This window comes from Lentzea sp. HUAS TT2 (genome assembly GCF_051853195.1).
Taxonomy (GTDB): domain Bacteria; phylum Actinomycetota; class Actinomycetes; order Mycobacteriales; family Pseudonocardiaceae; genus Lentzea.
In genome coordinates this window covers 1,319,150-1,335,871 of the sequence record NZ_CP196667.1, presented here as the reverse complement: position 1 = coordinate 1,335,871, position 16,722 = coordinate 1,319,150, and the positions used below count along the sequence as shown (strand labels likewise).

Sequence of the window (16,722 nt, the reverse complement as noted above, 5' to 3'; positions counted from 1 at the left end):
ACCGTATGAGGTGTGCTGCAAGCCTGCCTGAACGGCTCCCGCGCAGCCGAGGAGCACCCGGCCCTGCCGTTGTCGCCCGAGCGCCTGGCCGAGGACGCGGCCGACGTCGCCGCGCTCGGCGTCACGTCGGTGCACATCCGTCCAAGAGACGTCATAGGCGCGCTCACCCTCGTGGGGCCCGAGGTGGCCACGACGATCGCCACCGTGCGCGCTGCCGTGCCGGGCATAGAGATCAGCGTGTCCACGGACGTACCTGGTCGCCGCGGCACGTTGATCGCCAGCTGGGCGCCGCTGGCGTCGGGCCGGCCGGACATCGCCAGCGTGCACGTGGACCAGCCGGGCTGGCGTGAGCTGGCGCAGGCGTTGCACCAGGTCAACGTCAAGGTCGAGCTGGTCGTGGAGTCCCGGACGGGCTTGACCGAACTGCCGGACGGCGTCAGCCGGATCACGGTCGTGGCGACCCGCGACACGGCCGAAAGCCTGCTGGCCCAGGTGGAACCGCTCGGCCTGCCGATCCTGCTGCACGGCAGGGACGCCGAGGCGTGGAAGGTCCTCGACTACGCCGCGATCCTCGAACACCACGTGCGCATGGGCCTGGAGGACACGCTCGAGATGCCCGACGGCCGCACTGCGAAGAACAACGCCGAGCTGATCGCCCTGGCCCGCCGACGGCAGAGGTCCAGGGCTCCCCGCTAGTCGGGGAGGACGACCGCGACGATGCCCGCCAGGTGTGCCAGGCGCGCGACCTCGGCCGCGCGGAACATCGGGCCGCCGGGACGGCCCACGACGAGCACGCGGTCCGGCTTGCCCAGAGGGGTCGCGGCGAGCTCGGTGCCCAGCTCGCGCCAGGTCTCCGGTACCCACTCCTCCTCGCCGTCGAGCACGGTCGCGCGCTCCAGCGGGAACCACGGCACGTCGGCCATCCGGGTCTCCGGGGCGGCGGACGAGGCGGTCAGCCGGTTGATGCCGGTGCCCTCCGGTCCGACGACGACGGCCCAGCCGGCGCGGATGATCTTCGGGACGCCCTCGGTGAAGATCTCGAGGCCCTTGCGGGGCTCCTCGGCGATCTCCTCCACGAGCTCCAGCTCGCGATGGGTGTCCAGGATGCCCGCGTAGGGGCGCACGGCGTCGACCTCGACGCCCTCGATGGACTCCGCCGCGGTGATCAGCGTGTCCGGCAGCCGGCCGGACGGGAGCTCCACCACGAGGTCGTCGATGGCGATGCCGGAACCGCGTTCCACCACGTCGACGCTGAGTATGTCCGCCCCGATCTCGCCCAAAGCCGTTGCGACCGCGCCGAGGGTGCCGGGACGGTCCGGGAGCTGGACCCGGATCAGGAACGACAAGGTGAACGCCTCCATAGCTCGTGCGCGAGACCCCGCGTCTTGCGCCGTTGCCGGTCGGTGATTCTCGCAGACGCATCGTCAACGCATGACCTGCTGTCCGCGTTGCGGAACGGTTAAGTTGACGTGCCGGTCAGCCACGGAGGCGGTAACCCGTTCGAAGGCGCGCCTGACCAGCCCATAGACTCACGGGGTTCCCGATTCGTATCCCGACCCTACGGGGGTTGACAGGAGTGCCCAGCATCTCCCGCGACGAGGTCGCGCACCTGGCGAAGCTCGCCAGGCTGGCTGTTACCGAGGACGAGCTCGACTTGTTCGCCGGACAGCTCGACGTGATCCTCCAGTCGGTGGCCTCGGTTGGCGACATCGCCACTGCCGACATCCCGCCGACGTCGCACGCCGTTCCGCTGACCAACGTCTTCCGCGAGGACGTGGTCCGTCCGAGCCTCGGTCAGCAGCAGGCGCTCTCCGGCGCTCCTGAGGCCGAGGACGGCCGGTTCCGCGTGCCCCGCATCCTGGGTGAGGAAGCATGACCAACGACCTGATCCACGCCACCGCGGCCGAGCTCGCCGCGAAGATCCACAGCGGCGAGATCTCCAGTGTCGAGGTCACCCAGGCCCACCTGGACCGCATCGCCGAGACCGACGCGAAGGTCCACGCCTTCCTGCACGTCGACACCGAGGGCGCGCTCGCGCAGGCCCGCAAGGTCGACGCGGCCGTCAAGGCCGGTGAGCAGGTGTCCCCGCTCGCCGGCGTGCCGTTGGCGCTCAAGGACGTCATGACGACCGAGGGCGTGCCGACCACGGTCGGTTCCAAGATCCTCGAAGGCTGGATCCCGCCCTACGACGCCACGGTGACGCGCAAGCTCAAGGAAGCCGGCGTCGTCATCCTCGGCAAGACGAACATGGACGAGTTCGCCATGGGCTCGTCGACCGAGAACTCGGCGTACGGTCCCACGCACAACCCGTGGGACCTCGACCGCATCCCCGGTGGTTCCGGTGGTGGCTCGTCCGCGGCCCTCGCGGCGCACCAGGCCCCGCTAGCGATCGGCACCGACACCGGTGGCTCGATCCGCCAGCCCGGCGCGGTCACCGGCACCGTGGGCGTGAAGCCCACTTATGGTGGCGTTTCCCGCTACGGCCTGGTCGCGTTCTCCAGCTCGTTGGACCAGGCCGGTCCGTGTGCGCGCACGGTGCTCGACGCCGCGCTGCTGCACGAGATCATCGCGGGCTACGACCACATGGACTCCACGTCCATCAACGCCCCGGTGCCGCCGGTCGTCGCCGCCGCCCGCGAGGGCCTGAGCGGTGACCTGTCCGGCCTGCGCATCGGTGTCGTCACGCAGTTCAGCGGCGAGGGCTACCAGCAGGGCGTGGCGCGCAGCTTCGCGGCCGCTGTGTCGCAGCTCAAGGAGCTCGGCGCGGAGATCGCGGACGTGTCGTGCCCGAGCTTCGACTACGCGCTGCCGGCGTACTACCTCATCGCGCCGAGCGAGTGCTCGTCGAACCTCGCCCGGTTCGACGCCATGCGCTACGGCCTGCGCGTCGGTGACGACGGCACGCGCAGCGCCGAGGAGGTCATGTCGCTGACCCGCGAGGCCGGTTTCGGCCCGGAGGTCAAGCGCCGCATCATGATCGGCACGTACGCGCTGTCGTCCGGCTACTACGACGCGTACTACGGCTCGGCGCAGAAGGTCCGCACGCTGATCACGCAGGACTTCGCGAAGGCGTTCGAGAAGTTCGACGTGCTCATCTCCCCGACGACGCCGACCACGGCGTTCAAGATCGGCGAGCGCGCGAACGACCCGATGGCCATGTACAAGGCCGACCTCTGCACGATCCCCGCGAACCTCGCGGGCACCCCTGCCATGAGCGTCCCGAGCGGTCTGTCCGATGAGGACGGAATGCCGGTCGGCCTGCAGATCATGGCCCCGGCGCTGCAGGACCACCGCATGTACCGGGTGGCCGCAGCCTACGAGGCCGCGCGCGGCGCGTTCGGAGGTCCGTCGCTGTGAACATCAAGAAGGCAAGGGGCTTCCTCGGACTCGCCGGTGCCGTCGCGGGAGCCGTGGGAGCGTTCTCCGGCTTCCGGAACGCCCGTGCGAAGAACGACAAGCTGATGCTGGCGAACGCGATCGCCAGCATCGCCGTGGCGGTCACCGGTGCGGCGCTGGCCGCGCGCGCTCTGCGGAAGGACGACTTGGCATGACCTCTCTTGTTGAGCTGATGGACTACGACGAGGTCATCGAGAAGTACGACCCCGTCCTGGGCCTGGAAGTGCACGTCGAGCTGCACACCAACACGAAGATGTTCTGCGGCTGCGCCAACGTCTTCGGCGGCGAGCCGAACACGAACACCTGCCCCACGTGCCTGGGTTTCCCGGGCGCGCTGCCGGTGGTGAACGCCAAGGCGATCGAGTCCGCGATGCGCATCGGCCTCGCGCTCAACTGCGAGATCGCCGAGTGGTGCCGGTTCGCGCGGAAGAACTACTTCTACCCGGACATGCCGAAGAACTTCCAGACGTCGCAGTACGACGAGCCGATCGCGTTCAACGGCTGGCTCGACGTGACGCTGGACGACGGCGAGGTCATCCGCGTCGAGATCGAGCGCGCGCACATGGAGGAGGACACCGGCAAGTCGCTGCACGTCGGCGGCGCCACCGGTCGCATCCACGGCGCCGAGCACTCGCTGCTCGACTACAACCGCGCCGGCGTGCCGCTGATCGAGATCGTCACGAAGATGATCCCCGGCACCAAGGAACGCGCCCCCGAGGTCGCCCGCGCGTACGTGACGGCGTTGCGCGACCTGCTCAAGGCGCTCGACGTGTCCGACGTCCGCATGGACCAGGGCTCGCTGCGCTGCGACGCGAACGTCTCGCTCTCGCCGAAGACCACCGGCGCGCTGGGCACCCGCACCGAGACCAAGAACGTCAACTCGCTGCGCAGCGTCGAACGCGCCGTCCGCTTCGAGATGACGCGTCAGGCCGCGGTGCTCGAGTCCGGCGGCGAGGTCACCCAGGAGACGCGTCACTTCGACGAGTCGTCGGGCACCACGTCACCGGGCCGCAAGAAGGAGACGGCGGAGGACTACCGCTACTTCCCGGAGCCCGACCTGGTCCCGATCGCGCCGTCGCGCGAGTGGGTCGAGGAGCTGCGCCTCACGCTGCCCGAGCTCCCCTGGGAGCGCCGCGCGCGCATCCAGAAGGACTGGAACCTCACCGACGAGGTCCTGCGCGACCTGGTCAACGCCAACGCGCTGGACGTCATCATCGCCACCGTCGAGGCGGGCGCGAAGCCGGACGAGGCCCGCTCCTGGTGGGTGTCGTACCTCGCGCAGCAGGCGAACTCGAAGGGCATCGACGTCACCGACCTCGCCATCACCCCGGCGCAGGTCGCGAAGGTGATCGAGCTGGTGAACGCCGGCACGTTGACGAACAAGCTCGCCCGCGAGGTCGTCAACGGCGTCCTGGAGGGCGAAGGCTCCCCCGAGGAGGTCATCGAGAAGCGCGGCCTCAAGGTCGTCTCGGACGACTCGGCCCTGGAGAAGGCGGTCGACGAGGCCCTCGCGGCCCAGCCCGACATCGCGCAGAAGATCCGCGACGGCAAGGTCCAGGCCGCCGGCGCCATCGTCGGCGCGGTCATGAAGGCCACCAAGGGCCAGGCCGACGCGGCACGCGTGCGCGAGATCGTGCTCGCACGCTGCTCGTAGATACACATTCGCCATAAAAATCACAAAGGGTCACCTGTTTGTGCAGGTGGCCCTTTGTGATCTTAGGCCGACCGAGTGGCTGTTAGCTAAATGAGACGTATGTCTGTAGCCGTGTGTGCGACTCTTTTCGACGCACCCATCTGGGGGGATGGGAAGTAAATAGTCCAAACGAGGGGGGAATCCTCATGACCGTTCAGCGCGAGAACCTGGAAGTGGCCGGCACCGAGGTCGTTCAGGAAGCCGAGTCCGTGCTCGAGGGCACTCCGGTCGTCGAGCCGGTGCCCGCGCCGCCGACCGAGGTGCCGAAGCCGGACAAGAAGGAAGACCCGGAAGTCACGCCGATGTGCTGCGGCGGCATGCCGGGGCACGGGTTCGTCCGGCCGCTCGAGTTCGTGCACGCTCCTGACTGCGTGAACGCGAAGGCGGACTAGTCACAGTGCGTGTCCTGTCCGTCACCTGGTCCTGTGCCTGGTTGGCGGACAGCGGCACTTGCTGCCATGTGGTGTGATGATCACATGCCCGCTCGTGCCTTGGAGAGAGCACGCGAGCTGCACCTGAGAGGGTGGGCGGAGCAGACGAGGTTCCGCTTCCCGTCGGCCATCAGGCTTCTCAAGAGTGCTCTCGTGCACGCCGACCGCGCCGATGACTCTCCTGATCGGACTGAGTTGCGCGCCCGCACGCTCTACATGCTCGGCCTCTGCATGGGCGAGACGAGCGGCATGGACGTCGCGGTGGAGACTTTCGACGCTGCCCGCAGCGAGATCGACCGGTTGACGGATCCGAAGCTCCGGGCGCAACTGCACGGCAGCGCGGACAACAACCAGGGCCTCATGGTCATGCGCATGGGGCAACCGGACCAGGCCGTCGAGTGGTTCGGCCGGTACATCGCCTTCGCCGAACAGGAGATCGGTCGCAATCCGGACCCCGGTCTGGTCGAACGGTTCGCGTCCTCGCTGGTGAATCGCGGGTTCGCGTACGCGGCCGTGCGGAAGCGCGAGCTGGCGATCGCGGATCTCGAGAAGGCGATCACGCTGGCTCGTGAACACGACCTCCAGCCGCACTACCCGTTCGCGATGCACGCGTTGGGCAACGTCCACAAGCAAAGTGGTGCCTTGGCCGAAGCGTTGCGTCGCTACGAGGTGGCCGAGCGCATCTTCCGCGCCGACGAACAACACGGCTACCTCGCGCGGCTGCAACTCGACCAGGCCGAGGCCATGCTGATGATCGGATTGTCCGACGAGGCCGGTAAGCACCTCGACGAGGCACTTCCGGTGATGCGCAAGGAGAAGTTCGGCCAGGAGATCGCCGAGGTCGAGATGTTCCGCGCCTCGGCGGCGTTGCTGGACGACCAGCTGGACCTGGCACGCCGCATGGCGAAGCGGTCCGAACGCAAGCTGATCCGCCGTGGCAGCACCTGGTGGATGATGGCCGGCCTGATCGAGCTGTGGGCTCACGGCCGGCATGCCATGCGCACCAAGCGGATCTCGAACGCGTTGGTGCAGAAGGCGTTGACGCTGTCCGCCGAACTGGCCGCCAACCACCTCGTCGACGAGTCGCGGCTCGCCCTGCTCCTCGCGGCCCGGCTGGAGATCCGCCGGGGCAGGCTCGCGGATGCCGAAGAGCTGCTGAAGAAGGTGCCAGGGCCCCGCGCGGTCACGCCGCTCGACCACCGCATGCAACGTCGGCTCGTGCTGGCCGAACTGGCGCTTGCCAAGGGAAGTCGCCGCGCCGCGTTGACGCACGCGCGTCGGGCCCTCGACGAGCTCGGCAGGGTGCGCGACCAGCTCGGTGGCCTTGAGCTCGTGTCCGCCACGGCGGTGCACGGCAGGGAGCTGAGCGAGCTCGCGATCACGCTCGCGCTGGAGGACGCGGACGCACGCCGGCTCTTCGCCTGGCTGGAACGCACCCGCGCACAGACCTACCGGTACGAGCCGCTGGAGGTCACCGACAACAACGAGGTCGCCGAGCGGATCAGCGAGGTCCGCAACCTCAGCTGGGCCATCCTGAGGCACGGTCTGTCCGGCCAGCCGACGGGCGACCTGCGCGCCAAGCTGGTGAAGGCGCAGCGCGAGGCCAACCGGCTCGGCTGGCACTCGCAGCGGTGGGGCAAGCCGAGGCCCGTCGCCGGTATCAGCGAGGTGATCGCCGCACTGGGCGCGCGGGCCATGGTCAGCTACGTCGTGTCCGGCGGGGAGATGGCCGCGGTCGTCGTCGCCGGTGGCCGGGTCAGCCTCGTGCGGCTCGGCGACGCGGCGGACGCGCTGGAGAGCGCGAGGAAGCTCCACTTCGACCTCAACGCGCTCGCGCCCGACCACCTGCCGCAACCGCTGGTGGAGGTCATCGGGCAGTCGGCGCACAAGCAGGCCGACCACCTCGACGGGCGGCTGATCAAGCCGTTGGCGCACCTCATCGGTGATCGTGAGCTGGTCATGGTGCCGACCGGGGCGCTGTACGCGGTGCCGTGGGGTGTGTTGCCGAGTCTGCACGGTCGGCCGGTTGCCACGGCTCCGTCGGCCACGGCCTGGCTCGCCGCGGCTCAGGGTGGGCAGCCGAAGACCGACCGGGTGCTGGTGGTGCAGGGGCCCGGTCTGCTCTTCGGGCACGGTGAGGTCGACAAGCTGGCCACCCACCACGACAACGCGACCGTCCTGTCCGGCGACACCGCGACCGCCGCCGAGGTGCTCGCGCATCTCGACGGGGCCGACCTGGTGCACGTTGCCGCGCACGGTGAGCACGAGACCGAGAACGCGCTGTTCTCCCGGCTCGAACTGGTCGACGGGCCGTTGTTCGCGCACGAACTGGGGCGGTTGCGCAGGCCACCCGCGCACGTGGTGCTCGCGGCGTGCGAGCTGGCGTTGAACCGGATCAGGCCCGGCGACGAGGCGCTCGGGTTCGCCGGCGCGATGCTGGCCGGTGGGACGCGGACCGTGGTCGCCGCGGCCAGCAAGGTCGGGGACGAGTCGAGTTCGGCGGCGATGGCCGACTACCACCGGGCGTTGGTGGCGGGGGCCGCTCCGGCGGTGGCCCTGGCCGAGGCGATGGCGAAGGACCCGTTCCGCAGGCCGTTCCTCTGTCTGGGTTCTGGCTAGGCCGTTCGAGTGGTTGTACGCCGTTCAGTGAGATGAACGGCCTGGTCAGCGGTTACTTGTGTCCCATTTGGTGAGTGCGGTTGGTGAACTTTTCTCGCTCACGCCCGGCCGTCTGTGCCACTCTCGAAGACACAGGTCTTGACCGAGGGGAAACAACGGCCCGCCTATCGGCTCTAGTCGATGAGCGGGCCGTTGTGCGAGAAACGACCGCATGCGCAGAACTCTGCTCGCTGTCCTCCTCGCAGCCGCCGCCGTGGTGGCGGCGCCCGCAACCGGAACAGCGCAACCGTCGAGTCCAGACCGAGAACCGGGCAACGGTCCCGAGCGCAACGAAGTCGCCACGCTGGACAACGCTTTCCAGGCGAGAGCAGCGCTGGCACAGGGGGAGAACCAGGCCGACAGACACCAGGGTTACCCGCGCAGGACGAAGCTGCGGACGTACCCGGAGAACACGGCCGACAAGTCCATCAAGCTCGGTCTCGCGCCCTACCACTCGCTCGCGCCGAAGTTGAACGCGTTGCAGCAGAAGAGCAACAGGATCTCCGTCGAGGTCGTCGGCCAGTCGGGACTCGGCCGCGACCTCTACCTGGTCACGCTGACCGCGCCGGAGAGCGCGGCCCAGACCCGGCTCCAGGAACGGTTCCGCGCCACCATCGAAGAGGGCCGCAGCGTCCCGGCGGGCCTGTACAAGGCGCCGATCTGGATCAACAACAACATCCACGGCGACGAGTGGGAGGGCACGGACGGCGCGCTGCGCGTCATCGAGCACCTCGCCACGAGCGACGACCAGGAGACGCGGAACCTGTTGCAGCGCAGCAGGGTCTACTTCAACCTCACGGCGAACCCGGACGGCCGCGTCGCCGGCACGCGCGCGAACAACGCGGGCTTCGACCTCAACCGCGACTTCGTCACGAACTCCCAGCCCGAGAACCGGGCCATGCAGGAGATCGTGGAGCGCACGCAGCCGTTGATGATGGTCGACGAGCACGGTTACGTGGCGAACACGCTGATCGAACCGACCACGCCGCCGCACGGCCAGAACTACGACTTCGACCTGTACATCAAGCACGGCTACGCCAACGGCCTGCAGATGGAGAAGGCCGTGCAGGCGCTCGGTCATCCCGAGGCGGCGAAGCCGGAGATCCCGTTCCGCGACTACCCGGTCGGCGAGTGGGACGGCTGGGCGCCGATCTACACCGCGCAGTACTCGATGTACCACGGTGCCGTCTCGTACACGGTCGAGATCCCGATGCGCGTCAACCGTTCCGACTACGACGCCCTGCCCGCGGCGGAGCTGCAGCGGCGTTCGAAGATCAACACGGACGTCGTCGAGGCCACCATCAGGACCACGCTCGACTACGTGGACGACAACCGCCGCAGCCTGATCTCCAACCAGACGGAGATGTTCCGCCGCGGCGCCGCCGGTGAGGCCCAGCGGTACATCCCGGACGGTTTCGTTCCCGGCTTCGGGCCGGAGGACCGCTTCCGCACGGAGTTCCCGCGCGCCTACGTGATCACCGCCGACCGGTCGGCACCCGCCGCCGCACGGCTGGTCGACCAGCTCGTCCGCCACGACGTCCGGGTCGACCGCGCCGAGAGGTCGTTCACGCTGGGCGGCAAGCGCTATCCGGCCGGCTCGTACGTCGTGGACATGCACCAGCCCAAGCGCGGTCTCGCGAACATGATGCTGGAGCAGGGCAGCGACATCTCCGACAAGGCGCCGGTCATGTACGACATCTCCGGCTGGAGCCACCGGCTGCTCTGGGGCGCGTCGGTCGACGTGTACAAGAGCGGCCAGTTCCGCTTCGACGGCAAGCCGGTCGTGGCCGCCGCGCCGACCGGTGACGTCGGCGCCGCACCGGGTGCCGACCTCGCCCTCACCCTGACCGACCAGAAGGACGTCAGCGCCGTCAACGACCTGCTGGCGCGCGGCCTCGAACTGCGCCGCCAGGACGACGGCACGATCGTCGTCCCCGCCAGGGAAAGGGCCGCCGCGAAGGAGGTCGCCGACCGATACGGCGTGCGCTTCACGACCGCCAAGCCAGGTGGTCAGGCGTTGCAGCGCAAGGTGATCGCGGCCGCCGTGTCCGCCGACGAGCTGCAGGTGCTGCGCGAGTCCGGCTTCGAGGTCCGCACGATCTCCACGGCCGTGCTGAACGCGGGCTTCGACTGGTCACGCATCGACGCGCTGTACGTGGGCGCGGGCCTGAACTACTCCCAGCTCAACGCCACCGCGAAGGCCGGGCTCGACGAGTTCCTCAAGAGCGGCGGCGTCGTGACGCGAGGGGCGACGGGTAGCAGGTTCAACACCGACGCCAAGCTCCTGCAGGCCACGTCGGTCGCCGGCTGGGAGGACGCCAACGGCGTGGTGAACGTCGTCAACGGCACCGACCCGGTCGGCACGGGCGCGTTGCCGCACTCGTTCGTCTACGCACCGCAGTGGTTCACGAACCTCGGCAGCGGCGTGACGGTCGAACAGCGCTACGGCAGCACGGTGATCGCCTCGGGTCACTGGCACGCACGGGACAACGGCACCGGCGGCCAGGACGCGGCGGCGGGTCAGGCGGCGGTCGTGTCGGGTACGGCGGCGAACGGGGCGAAGGTGGTGCTCTTCGGCACCGAGCCGATGTTCCGCGACCACCCGAAGGGCCTGTACGCGCAGGTCGCGCGCGCTCTGTTCTGGAGTGCGAGCTAGAAACCAAGCGGGGCGGGGAAGGCCCCGACAGCCTTCCTCGCCCCTGCTCGCAATACCCCACACAAGGGTTCCCGGTTTTCGCCCGAGGAAACCCCTGGTCAGGACTCCGCGGCGCCCGGCGGCAGGAACCCGTGCGCCGACAGGTCGAACCAGTTCCCCTCGGGATCGATCGCCCGGTACTCCGCGAACGGCCGGTCCCCGCCGCGCAGGGCAGGCCGGGGCTCCAGCGTCTCCAGGTACGGGGCGACGTCGTCCACCTGGAACCCGAAGTGGTTGAACCCGGTCGGCACGTCACCGTCGAGCCGCTGCTGGATCAACGCCAGGTTGAGGTACCCGTCGGTGACGAAGTGGCTGCCGTCGGGATCGGTGTGGAACAACGACATCCCGAACCGCGACGTGTAGAAGTCGGCCATCTCCTTCGCGTCCTGCACGACGAACGCGATGTGCCGCAACCGTGGCCTGCTCATGCCAGTCCCTTCGGGATCATGTTGTGGAACGCGGCGATCTCCCACCCGTCCTCGCGCCGCACGACGACGGCCTGCGCGTGGGTGGTGATGCCCGCCGGGGCGATGGACGACGTGACGTGCACGACCGAAACACCGTCGGTCAGCGGCCTGATCAGGCTGATCTCCGCGGTGAGCTTGGTGTCGCGGTACGGCCCCGCGAAGAGCTGGGAGTGCCCCAGCGCGACCGCGCGACGCCCGAACAGCTCCTCACCGCGCACCGTCACGAAGTCGACGTCCTCGGCGAAGACGGACGCGAACGCGGCGCCGTCGCCGACCGCCCAGCCCTGCTCCATGCGGTGCCACAGCGCGTAGATCTCTTCGGTCATGAGTGGTTCATCCTCAACGGCAGGCGCAGGCACTCGGCGTCCCATGCGGCAAGCGAGTAGTAGAGGCCGCCATGGCGGCGTTCGAGGTAACAGACGACGTTCACGGGCCATCCGCTGTTGCGGAACATGTGCTCGTCCATCGGCGTCGGGCTGTCGCTCAACGGCCGGTTCCGCTCGCACTCGGGCCCGAGCCGGTGCCAGTCCGGGTGCAGGTGGATCGAGCCGAGCACGTCCAGGCCGGAGGCGTCGGCCGTCCGCGTGATCGTCAGCAGGTCGGCGGGGTCGAGCCACCACGCCCGCACCGGGTTCTCGTACGCCGTGCCGAACCGCGGCACGATCGTCGACGAGAACTCCTCCCGCGCCGAGGGGTCCGTCAGGCGCGCGTTGCGGCCGAACGCCACCTCAGACACCACGGCCTCGGTGCCCTCCGAACGGCCGAGCAGCACCGCGAAACAGGGTCTCGGCTCGTCCTCGGTGATGAACGAGTATTCGGCGGACGCGGCCTCCAGAAACGTTTTCACCGCGCGATCCGAAAACAGCACCGCGTCCGTGCGGGTTGCGCGCTCGGCCAATTCCATCACGTGCCCGAACGTATCGAGACCGGGACGTACCACGCGAGATTGCGAACGGTATTGGCCCTATTACATTGAGCGATAACATCGGGGCCATGCGTCTGGAAGTGCGGCATCTCGAACTGGTCGTGGCGATCGCCGACTGCGGCAGCCTGCGCAAGGCCGCCGCCCGCCTGCACCTCACCCAGCCGGCGGTGACGACGCAGCTCAAACGCATCGAGGACCATCTGGGCGGGGTGCTGTTCCTGCGCACGGCCGACGGCGTGAAGCTCACCCCGACAGGCCAGGACTTCGTGCAGGAGGCGCGGTCGATGCTCACTCAGCTCGTCACGCTGGAACGCGTAACGCGCCGTAACACGCAAAGCCCCAGCGCTCCCACCAGGCTCGCAGGAATCCCCGCTTATCACTTCGGACTACTCGTCGGCGCGCTTAAGGACAACGTCACGAGCCGCACCATCAAGGAGACGGGCACGCTCACCGCGTTGCTCACGACCGGCGAACTCGACATCGCGGTGATGCGTCGATTTCCCGGTACTCCGCTGACGCTGCCGCCGAACGTGGGACATCGCCTGCTGACCCGCGAACCGCTGTTCGTCGGCGTGCCGGAGCACCACCCGCAAGCCCAGGAGCCCGAGATCGGGCTCGAAGCGCTCGCCGAGGACAAGTGGGTCATGCCCGAACCCGACGACAGCGGCATGAACGCCCACTTCGCCCGCGAGTGCGCGGCCAAGGGATTCGAGCAGCGGATCGCGCACTTCAGCAGCGAGGCGCACGTCGCGCTGACGCTGATCAGGGAGTCCGGCGCGGTGTGCCCGCTCTACCCGGTCGGCACCACCCCACCGGGCGTCTCCCGGCTGCCGATCACCGGCAACCCGCTGGTGCGCGAGGTCGTGCTGGCCTGGCGCACGGACGCGCCGGTCGCCGACGAGATCGACGACCTGTGCGAGCAGGTCGCCACGGGGTATCTGAAGCTGGTCGAGGAGAGCGAGGTCTACGCGCGCTGGTGGCGTGCGGGAGGAGAAGCGTTCGCCCTCAGTCCTTAGTGCCGCCGCCGTTGTTCGGGCGCACGATGATGACGACCCTGTCGTCCGACGAGACGGGCTGGCCACCGGCCTTGTTGACCGTGCCGGCCAGCGACGCCGACTCGTTCAGCATCTCCATCGGCCCGAGCAGGCCGAAACCGTCCTCCGCCAGCGCGATCTCCGGCTTGCCCGTGAAGGCACCGGCGGCGTTCATCGACAGCGACTGGTAGCCGGGCGTCTTGGACGTGGCCACGCTCAGCTGGTCCGAGTACGACGAGCAGCCCATCACGCCCGGCCGGTCCGGCCAGGCCCACGCGACCTCGCCGAGCTTGCCCGGCACGACGCGGTAGACGACGTCGCCGCTCGCGGCCCAGTCCGTCACCCAGATCTTCGAGGTGTCCGCCGAGACGCACAGGCCACCGGGCAGTCGCAGCCCGGACGAGACGACCGCGGAACCGGCCGTCGGGTTGCCCTGGGCCGGCTGGCCGGACCCGTCGATCCGCAGCACCTTGCCGGCCAGCGAGGCCGGGTCGGCGGCCAGCGCGGGGTTCCCGGCGTCACCGGTCGCGACGAGGATCGCGCCCTTGCGGTCGCTCGCCAGCACACCGCGGTTGCCGGACGGCCCCTTCGGGATGCCGGTGAGGATCGGCTTGGGCGTGTCACCAGGGGCGATGCGCAGCACGCGGTTGTCCGTCGCCGTCGTCACGTAGACGTACGCGAGCTGGTCCTCCGCGAACGTCGCCGACAGCGCCAGCCCGGTCAGCCCGCCGTCGGTCGACGTGTCGACCTCCAGTTGGGCGATCACGACCGGGTCAACGTCCTTGGTGACCTTGACCAGGCGCCCGCCGCGCTCGGTCGCGTACGCCGCGACGCCGCCCTGTGCGTCCGCGCCGATGGGGGCGACGCCCGTGACGGTGTTGAGGCACGTGGCCACGACCGCGGGGTGGTAGTCCTTGCAGCCCTGCGGCGGCGGCACGCTCTGCGGCGCCGGGTTGCGGCCGGGGTCACCGGGCGTCGGGCGGTACTCGCCCGGCAGCTCCGGCTTCGGGCCCGCCTGCGGGGTCAGCTGTGGTTGCGCGCTCCACTGCGTCGGTGCCGGCTCGTCGGGAAAGCTCGCACAGCCCCCTGCCAGCAGGCAGACGGCGGTCAGCAACGCAACGGAACGAACCACGTGCCCCAGGTTAGGTGCGCGACCGTCAACTCCAGGTCAACTCGTGGTGAGCGAGGGAAGCGAACTCACGCTCGCTTCCCTCGAACCAGGTCGCGTTCCTCGTCCACCACTGGCTGTGGCGTGCGGGCCGCATCTACCCACAACTGCTCAGGCGGCTGTGGGTAAGGGCATGTTGACGAATACCCACGCGCGCCGTGCCCGGTCACGGATGTTCACGGCGGCGACGACGTCGGCGGGTCCAGCGAGACCGCATCGACGACAAGAGGAGGTGTCCCTGGTGGAACGGTTCGAGCGGGACGTGTGCGTGCACCTGGGACACATCTGCGATGTGTAGCGGGCGTCCACCAGCAGTGCCGGCACACCAGCCCGGCGGGCCTTGTAGGTGATGTGCCGTTCGAGCTGATGGAACGGCCAGGACGACTGTGTGGCTCGCTGGTGCCGGTGGAGCCGTACCCGGTCGCGGATGCCGTGGAGTTCCTCCAAGGCGATGCCACGGCCGGTGCGTTCGGCAACAGCCACGATCTGCTTGGCGATGCGGTGGTTGATGTGGGTGGCGTGACGGGGCCTCTCTACGTGCACGCCTTTTCAGACGACGGTTCGCTGATCTCGTTCGCTTGGCCTGAAGCTCGGCCCGCTTGCGGGCGTGCCAGCGGCGGTACCGTTGCAGGCGGCGGCCCTGGAAGTTGTCCAGGTCCGAGGTGGTGGCCAGGTTGGTGATGCCCCTGTCCACGCCGATCCAGTCGACTGGCTCGAACATGTCCGGCTCGGGTACGTCGCAGGTGGCGATCAGGAACCACATGCCGTCGCGGAACAACAGGTCCGACTCGCCCTGGCGGTGTGCGCCCAGCGACGTCAACTGCGCTGGGGAACAGGCGAACTGGAGGTCCTTCACCCTGCCTGCGGTCGTCCAGATGCTGACGGTCTGCACGTCCAGGCGCCATGACAGGCAGCGGTCGTCGAACGGCTGTGCCGCCTGCAGACGGAACGTGATCGGCTTCGACTCGGCCTTGACCCGGCGTCGGGACTTCTCGCCGCCGAGGTTCCCCGCGCGGATGCCCGCTCGCAGGGCGGCGTAGGCGTCGACGACCTTCTTCACCACCCGCACCGCGGGCTGCGCCGAGAGGCCGAATCGATCCTTGATCTCGTGGTAGCAGAGTTTCTGCAACTCGTTGCGGGACTTCACGCTCCACTCGAACGCCACGTTCGACGTGTAGTTCGCTGCCTCGTTGCAGGCATGCAGGGTCGCTGCCAGCGCTGCCGCCTGGGCGGGCGTTGGCAGCAGCCTCACCTGCACGACCAGTTTCACACCGGCGATCGCATCGAACGCATGTTCAGGTGAAGTGGCTTCGGTGTCACTCTTTCGGTGTAAAGTCAGGAGTTCCGTCGACAACTCGTCAGCTGAACGCCTCGGAAGTGGCGAAGTCGACCGACCGGACCCGGTCGAGCAGCAGGTCGAGCTCGGCTGTCACCACCTCCGGCGCCTCCAAGGGCAGGTAGTGGCTGCACGGCAGCACCCGCAGCCGCGCCTGGGGCAGCGCGCCGACGGGCCCGGACATGCTCTCCGTCGTCGCCAGCACGTCGTCCCGCCCGGCCAGCAGTGTGACCGGGCACACGATCGAGCCGAGGTCCTGGCGTGGTGTCTCACCCAGCGCGAGCGCCAGGGTGAAGTACCAGCGCCAGTCGTGCTGCAGGAACCGGCTCACCGCCTGGGTGACGGCCTTCGGGTCGCTGCTGGGCTTGATCACGCCGCTGTGCCGCAACAGGAACGTGGTCGCGTCCGTCACCGGGACGCGGTGCAGCACCTTGTCCAGCACCGGACCGGCCTGCTGCAAAAGCTTCGTGGCGGTCAGCCCGACGAACCGGCGCACGTTCTGGGGCACCAGCGGCAGCATCGCGTCGAACGAGTCGCCTGGCGCGCCCGCGACGAGCAGCAGGCCCGCCACGCGTTCCGGATGACGCAACGCCAGCTCGGCCGCGACGGTGACGCCCATCGACCAGCCCGTGACGACGCACCGCTCGATGCCCGCGTCGTCGAGCACGGCGAGCGCGTCCGCCACGTGGTCGTCCAGCGAGATGTTGCGCTCGTCGACCGGCCGGTCGGAGCCCATCGTGCCGCGCATGTACCAGCTGAGCAGGCCACCGCGATCGGTCAGCGACGGCCACGACTCGGGTCCGGAACCCACGCCGGGGCACAGCAGCACCGGCGGGCCCTCGCCCGGTGCCTGCCACGTCCGGATCTTCGTGCCGTCCCACGCGATGATGTCGTGCTCCCGCATGGCAGACATTCTGAC

16 protein-coding genes and 1 pseudogene are annotated in these 16,722 nt (G+C 69.0%); 9 read left to right on the top strand and 8 right to left on the bottom strand.

Features of this window, described 5'->3' with window-relative positions; genetic code table 11:
- Window positions 1–12 precede the first annotated feature (12 nt).
- Window positions 13–696: a 3-keto-5-aminohexanoate cleavage protein gene (locus tag ACSHWB_RS06685; RefSeq protein WP_439661195.1), complete on the top strand. Its 684-nt coding sequence runs from the start codon at window positions 13–15 to the stop codon at window positions 694–696.
- Here the strand turns inward: ACSHWB_RS06685 and ACSHWB_RS06680 are convergent.
- Window positions 693–1,346 (bottom strand): ACT domain-containing protein, encoded by a 654-nt coding sequence (locus tag ACSHWB_RS06680; protein WP_363849632.1) that lies wholly within the window; start codon window positions 1,344–1,346, stop codon window positions 693–695. The two genes, ACSHWB_RS06685 and ACSHWB_RS06680, sit on opposite strands and share 4 nt — an antisense overlap.
- Window positions 1,347–1,576: 230 nt before the next feature.
- Here ACSHWB_RS06680 and gatC point away from each other — a divergent pair, with 230 nt between their 5' ends.
- The 7 genes from gatC to ACSHWB_RS06645 all read left to right on the top strand — a co-directional run bounded on the left by gatC (window position 1,577) and on the right by ACSHWB_RS06645 (window position 10,834).
- Window positions 1,577–1,876 carry an Asp-tRNA(Asn)/Glu-tRNA(Gln) amidotransferase subunit GatC gene (gene gatC, locus ACSHWB_RS06675; protein ID WP_030467875.1) on the top strand — a complete coding sequence of 100 codons (300 nt, stop codon included), beginning with the start codon at window positions 1,577–1,579 and terminating at the stop codon, window positions 1,874–1,876.
- Window positions 1,873–3,357, top strand: a complete 1,485-nt coding sequence (gatA, locus tag ACSHWB_RS06670) for an Asp-tRNA(Asn)/Glu-tRNA(Gln) amidotransferase subunit GatA (RefSeq protein WP_439661194.1) — start codon at window positions 1,873–1,875, stop codon at window positions 3,355–3,357. The genes gatC and gatA overlap by 4 nt, the downstream gene beginning before the upstream one ends.
- Complete coding sequence (locus ACSHWB_RS06665; protein ID WP_439661193.1) at window positions 3,354–3,551, top strand: hypothetical protein; 198 nt, start codon at window positions 3,354–3,356, stop codon at window positions 3,549–3,551. The genes gatA and ACSHWB_RS06665 overlap by 4 nt, the downstream gene beginning before the upstream one ends.
- On the top strand, window positions 3,548–5,050 hold the full coding sequence (gatB, locus tag ACSHWB_RS06660) for an Asp-tRNA(Asn)/Glu-tRNA(Gln) amidotransferase subunit GatB (RefSeq protein ID WP_439661192.1): 1,503 nt from the start codon (window positions 3,548–3,550) through the stop codon (window positions 5,048–5,050). Before ACSHWB_RS06665 ends, gatB begins: the two co-directional genes overlap by 4 nt.
- Window positions 5,051–5,235: 185 nt before the next feature.
- Entirely contained in the window at window positions 5,236–5,481 is a 246-nt protein-coding gene (locus ACSHWB_RS06655) for a hypothetical protein (RefSeq protein ID WP_439661191.1), read from the top strand.
- 84 nt (window positions 5,482–5,565) lie between these two features.
- The gene (locus ACSHWB_RS06650; RefSeq protein ID WP_439661190.1) at window positions 5,566–8,139 is read left to right on the top strand and encodes a CHAT domain-containing protein; all 2,574 of its coding nucleotides are present in this window, start codon (window positions 5,566–5,568) and stop codon (window positions 8,137–8,139) included.
- Between the two features lie 211 nt (window positions 8,140–8,350).
- Complete coding sequence (locus tag ACSHWB_RS06645; RefSeq protein WP_439661189.1) at window positions 8,351–10,834, top strand: M14 family zinc carboxypeptidase; 2,484 nt, start codon at window positions 8,351–8,353, stop codon at window positions 10,832–10,834.
- 98 nt (window positions 10,835–10,932) lie between these two features.
- Here the strand turns inward: ACSHWB_RS06645 and ACSHWB_RS06640 are convergent, their stop codons facing one another.
- From ACSHWB_RS06640 to ACSHWB_RS06630, 3 genes are read right to left on the bottom strand one after another with little or no spacing between them, the layout of a single operon-like run.
- A complete protein-coding gene (locus ACSHWB_RS06640; protein WP_439661188.1) occupies window positions 10,933–11,301 on the bottom strand; it encodes a VOC family protein in 369 nt (122 codons plus the stop codon).
- On the bottom strand, window positions 11,298–11,666 hold the full coding sequence (locus ACSHWB_RS06635) for an SgcJ/EcaC family oxidoreductase (protein WP_439661187.1): 369 nt from the start codon (window positions 11,664–11,666) through the stop codon (window positions 11,298–11,300). Before ACSHWB_RS06635 ends, ACSHWB_RS06640 begins: the two co-directional genes overlap by 4 nt.
- Window positions 11,663–12,187 (bottom strand): hypothetical protein, encoded by a 525-nt coding sequence (locus ACSHWB_RS06630; protein ID WP_439661186.1) that lies wholly within the window; start codon window positions 12,185–12,187, stop codon window positions 11,663–11,665. Before ACSHWB_RS06630 ends, ACSHWB_RS06635 begins: the two co-directional genes overlap by 4 nt.
- 146 nt (window positions 12,188–12,333) lie before the next feature.
- On the opposite strand from ACSHWB_RS06630, the gene ACSHWB_RS06625 reads away from it, so the two are divergent.
- Window positions 12,334–13,281 carry a LysR family transcriptional regulator gene (locus ACSHWB_RS06625; RefSeq protein WP_439661185.1) on the top strand — a complete coding sequence of 316 codons (948 nt, stop codon included), beginning with the start codon at window positions 12,334–12,336 and terminating at the stop codon, window positions 13,279–13,281.
- Here ACSHWB_RS06625 and ACSHWB_RS06620 read toward each other — a convergent pair.
- The 4 genes and pseudogenes from ACSHWB_RS06620 to ACSHWB_RS06605 all read right to left on the bottom strand — a co-directional run bounded on the left by ACSHWB_RS06620 (window position 13,271) and on the right by ACSHWB_RS06605 (window position 16,707).
- Window positions 13,271–14,431 (bottom strand): PQQ-dependent sugar dehydrogenase, encoded by a 1,161-nt coding sequence (locus ACSHWB_RS06620; protein WP_439661184.1) that lies wholly within the window; start codon window positions 14,429–14,431, stop codon window positions 13,271–13,273. The two genes, ACSHWB_RS06625 and ACSHWB_RS06620, sit on opposite strands and share 11 nt — an antisense overlap.
- A gap of 147 nt (window positions 14,432–14,578) precedes the next feature.
- Window positions 14,579–14,950 carry a zinc ribbon domain-containing protein gene (locus ACSHWB_RS06615; protein WP_439664537.1) on the bottom strand — a complete coding sequence of 124 codons (372 nt, stop codon included), beginning with the start codon at window positions 14,948–14,950 and terminating at the stop codon, window positions 14,579–14,581.
- A gap of 61 nt (window positions 14,951–15,011) precedes the next feature.
- A pseudogene (locus ACSHWB_RS06610) lies at window positions 15,012–15,188 on the bottom strand (transposase); the annotation flags it as partial.
- Window positions 15,189–15,825: 637 nt separating this feature from the next.
- Window positions 15,826–16,707, bottom strand: a complete 882-nt coding sequence (locus tag ACSHWB_RS06605) for an alpha/beta fold hydrolase (RefSeq protein ID WP_439661183.1) — start codon at window positions 16,705–16,707, stop codon at window positions 15,826–15,828.
- Between the last annotated feature and the right edge of the window lie 15 nt (window positions 16,708–16,722).

Bases quoted from the DNA above. Each gene is read 5' to 3' on its own strand.
- gatA (WP_439661194.1), top strand. From the start codon at position 1,873: ATGACCAACGACCTGATCCACGCCACCGCGGCCGAGCTCGCCGCGAAG.
- gatB (WP_439661192.1), top strand. From the start codon at position 3,548: ATGACCTCTCTTGTTGAGCTGATGGACTACGACGAGGTCATCGAGAAG.
- ACSHWB_RS06655 (WP_439661191.1), top strand. From the start codon at position 5,236: ATGACCGTTCAGCGCGAGAACCTGGAAGTGGCCGGCACCGAGGTCGTT.
- ACSHWB_RS06650 (WP_439661190.1), top strand. From the start codon at position 5,566: ATGCCCGCTCGTGCCTTGGAGAGAGCACGCGAGCTGCACCTGAGAGGG.
- ACSHWB_RS06645 (WP_439661189.1), top strand. From the start codon at position 8,351: ATGCGCAGAACTCTGCTCGCTGTCCTCCTCGCAGCCGCCGCCGTGGTG.
- ACSHWB_RS06640 (WP_439661188.1), bottom strand. From the start codon at position 11,301: ATGAGCAGGCCACGGTTGCGGCACATCGCGTTCGTCGTGCAGGACGCG.
- ACSHWB_RS06635 (WP_439661187.1), bottom strand. From the start codon at position 11,666: ATGACCGAAGAGATCTACGCGCTGTGGCACCGCATGGAGCAGGGCTGG.
- ACSHWB_RS06625 (WP_439661185.1), top strand. From the start codon at position 12,334: ATGCGTCTGGAAGTGCGGCATCTCGAACTGGTCGTGGCGATCGCCGAC.
- ACSHWB_RS06605 (WP_439661183.1), bottom strand. From the start codon at position 16,707: ATGCGGGAGCACGACATCATCGCGTGGGACGGCACGAAGATCCGGACG.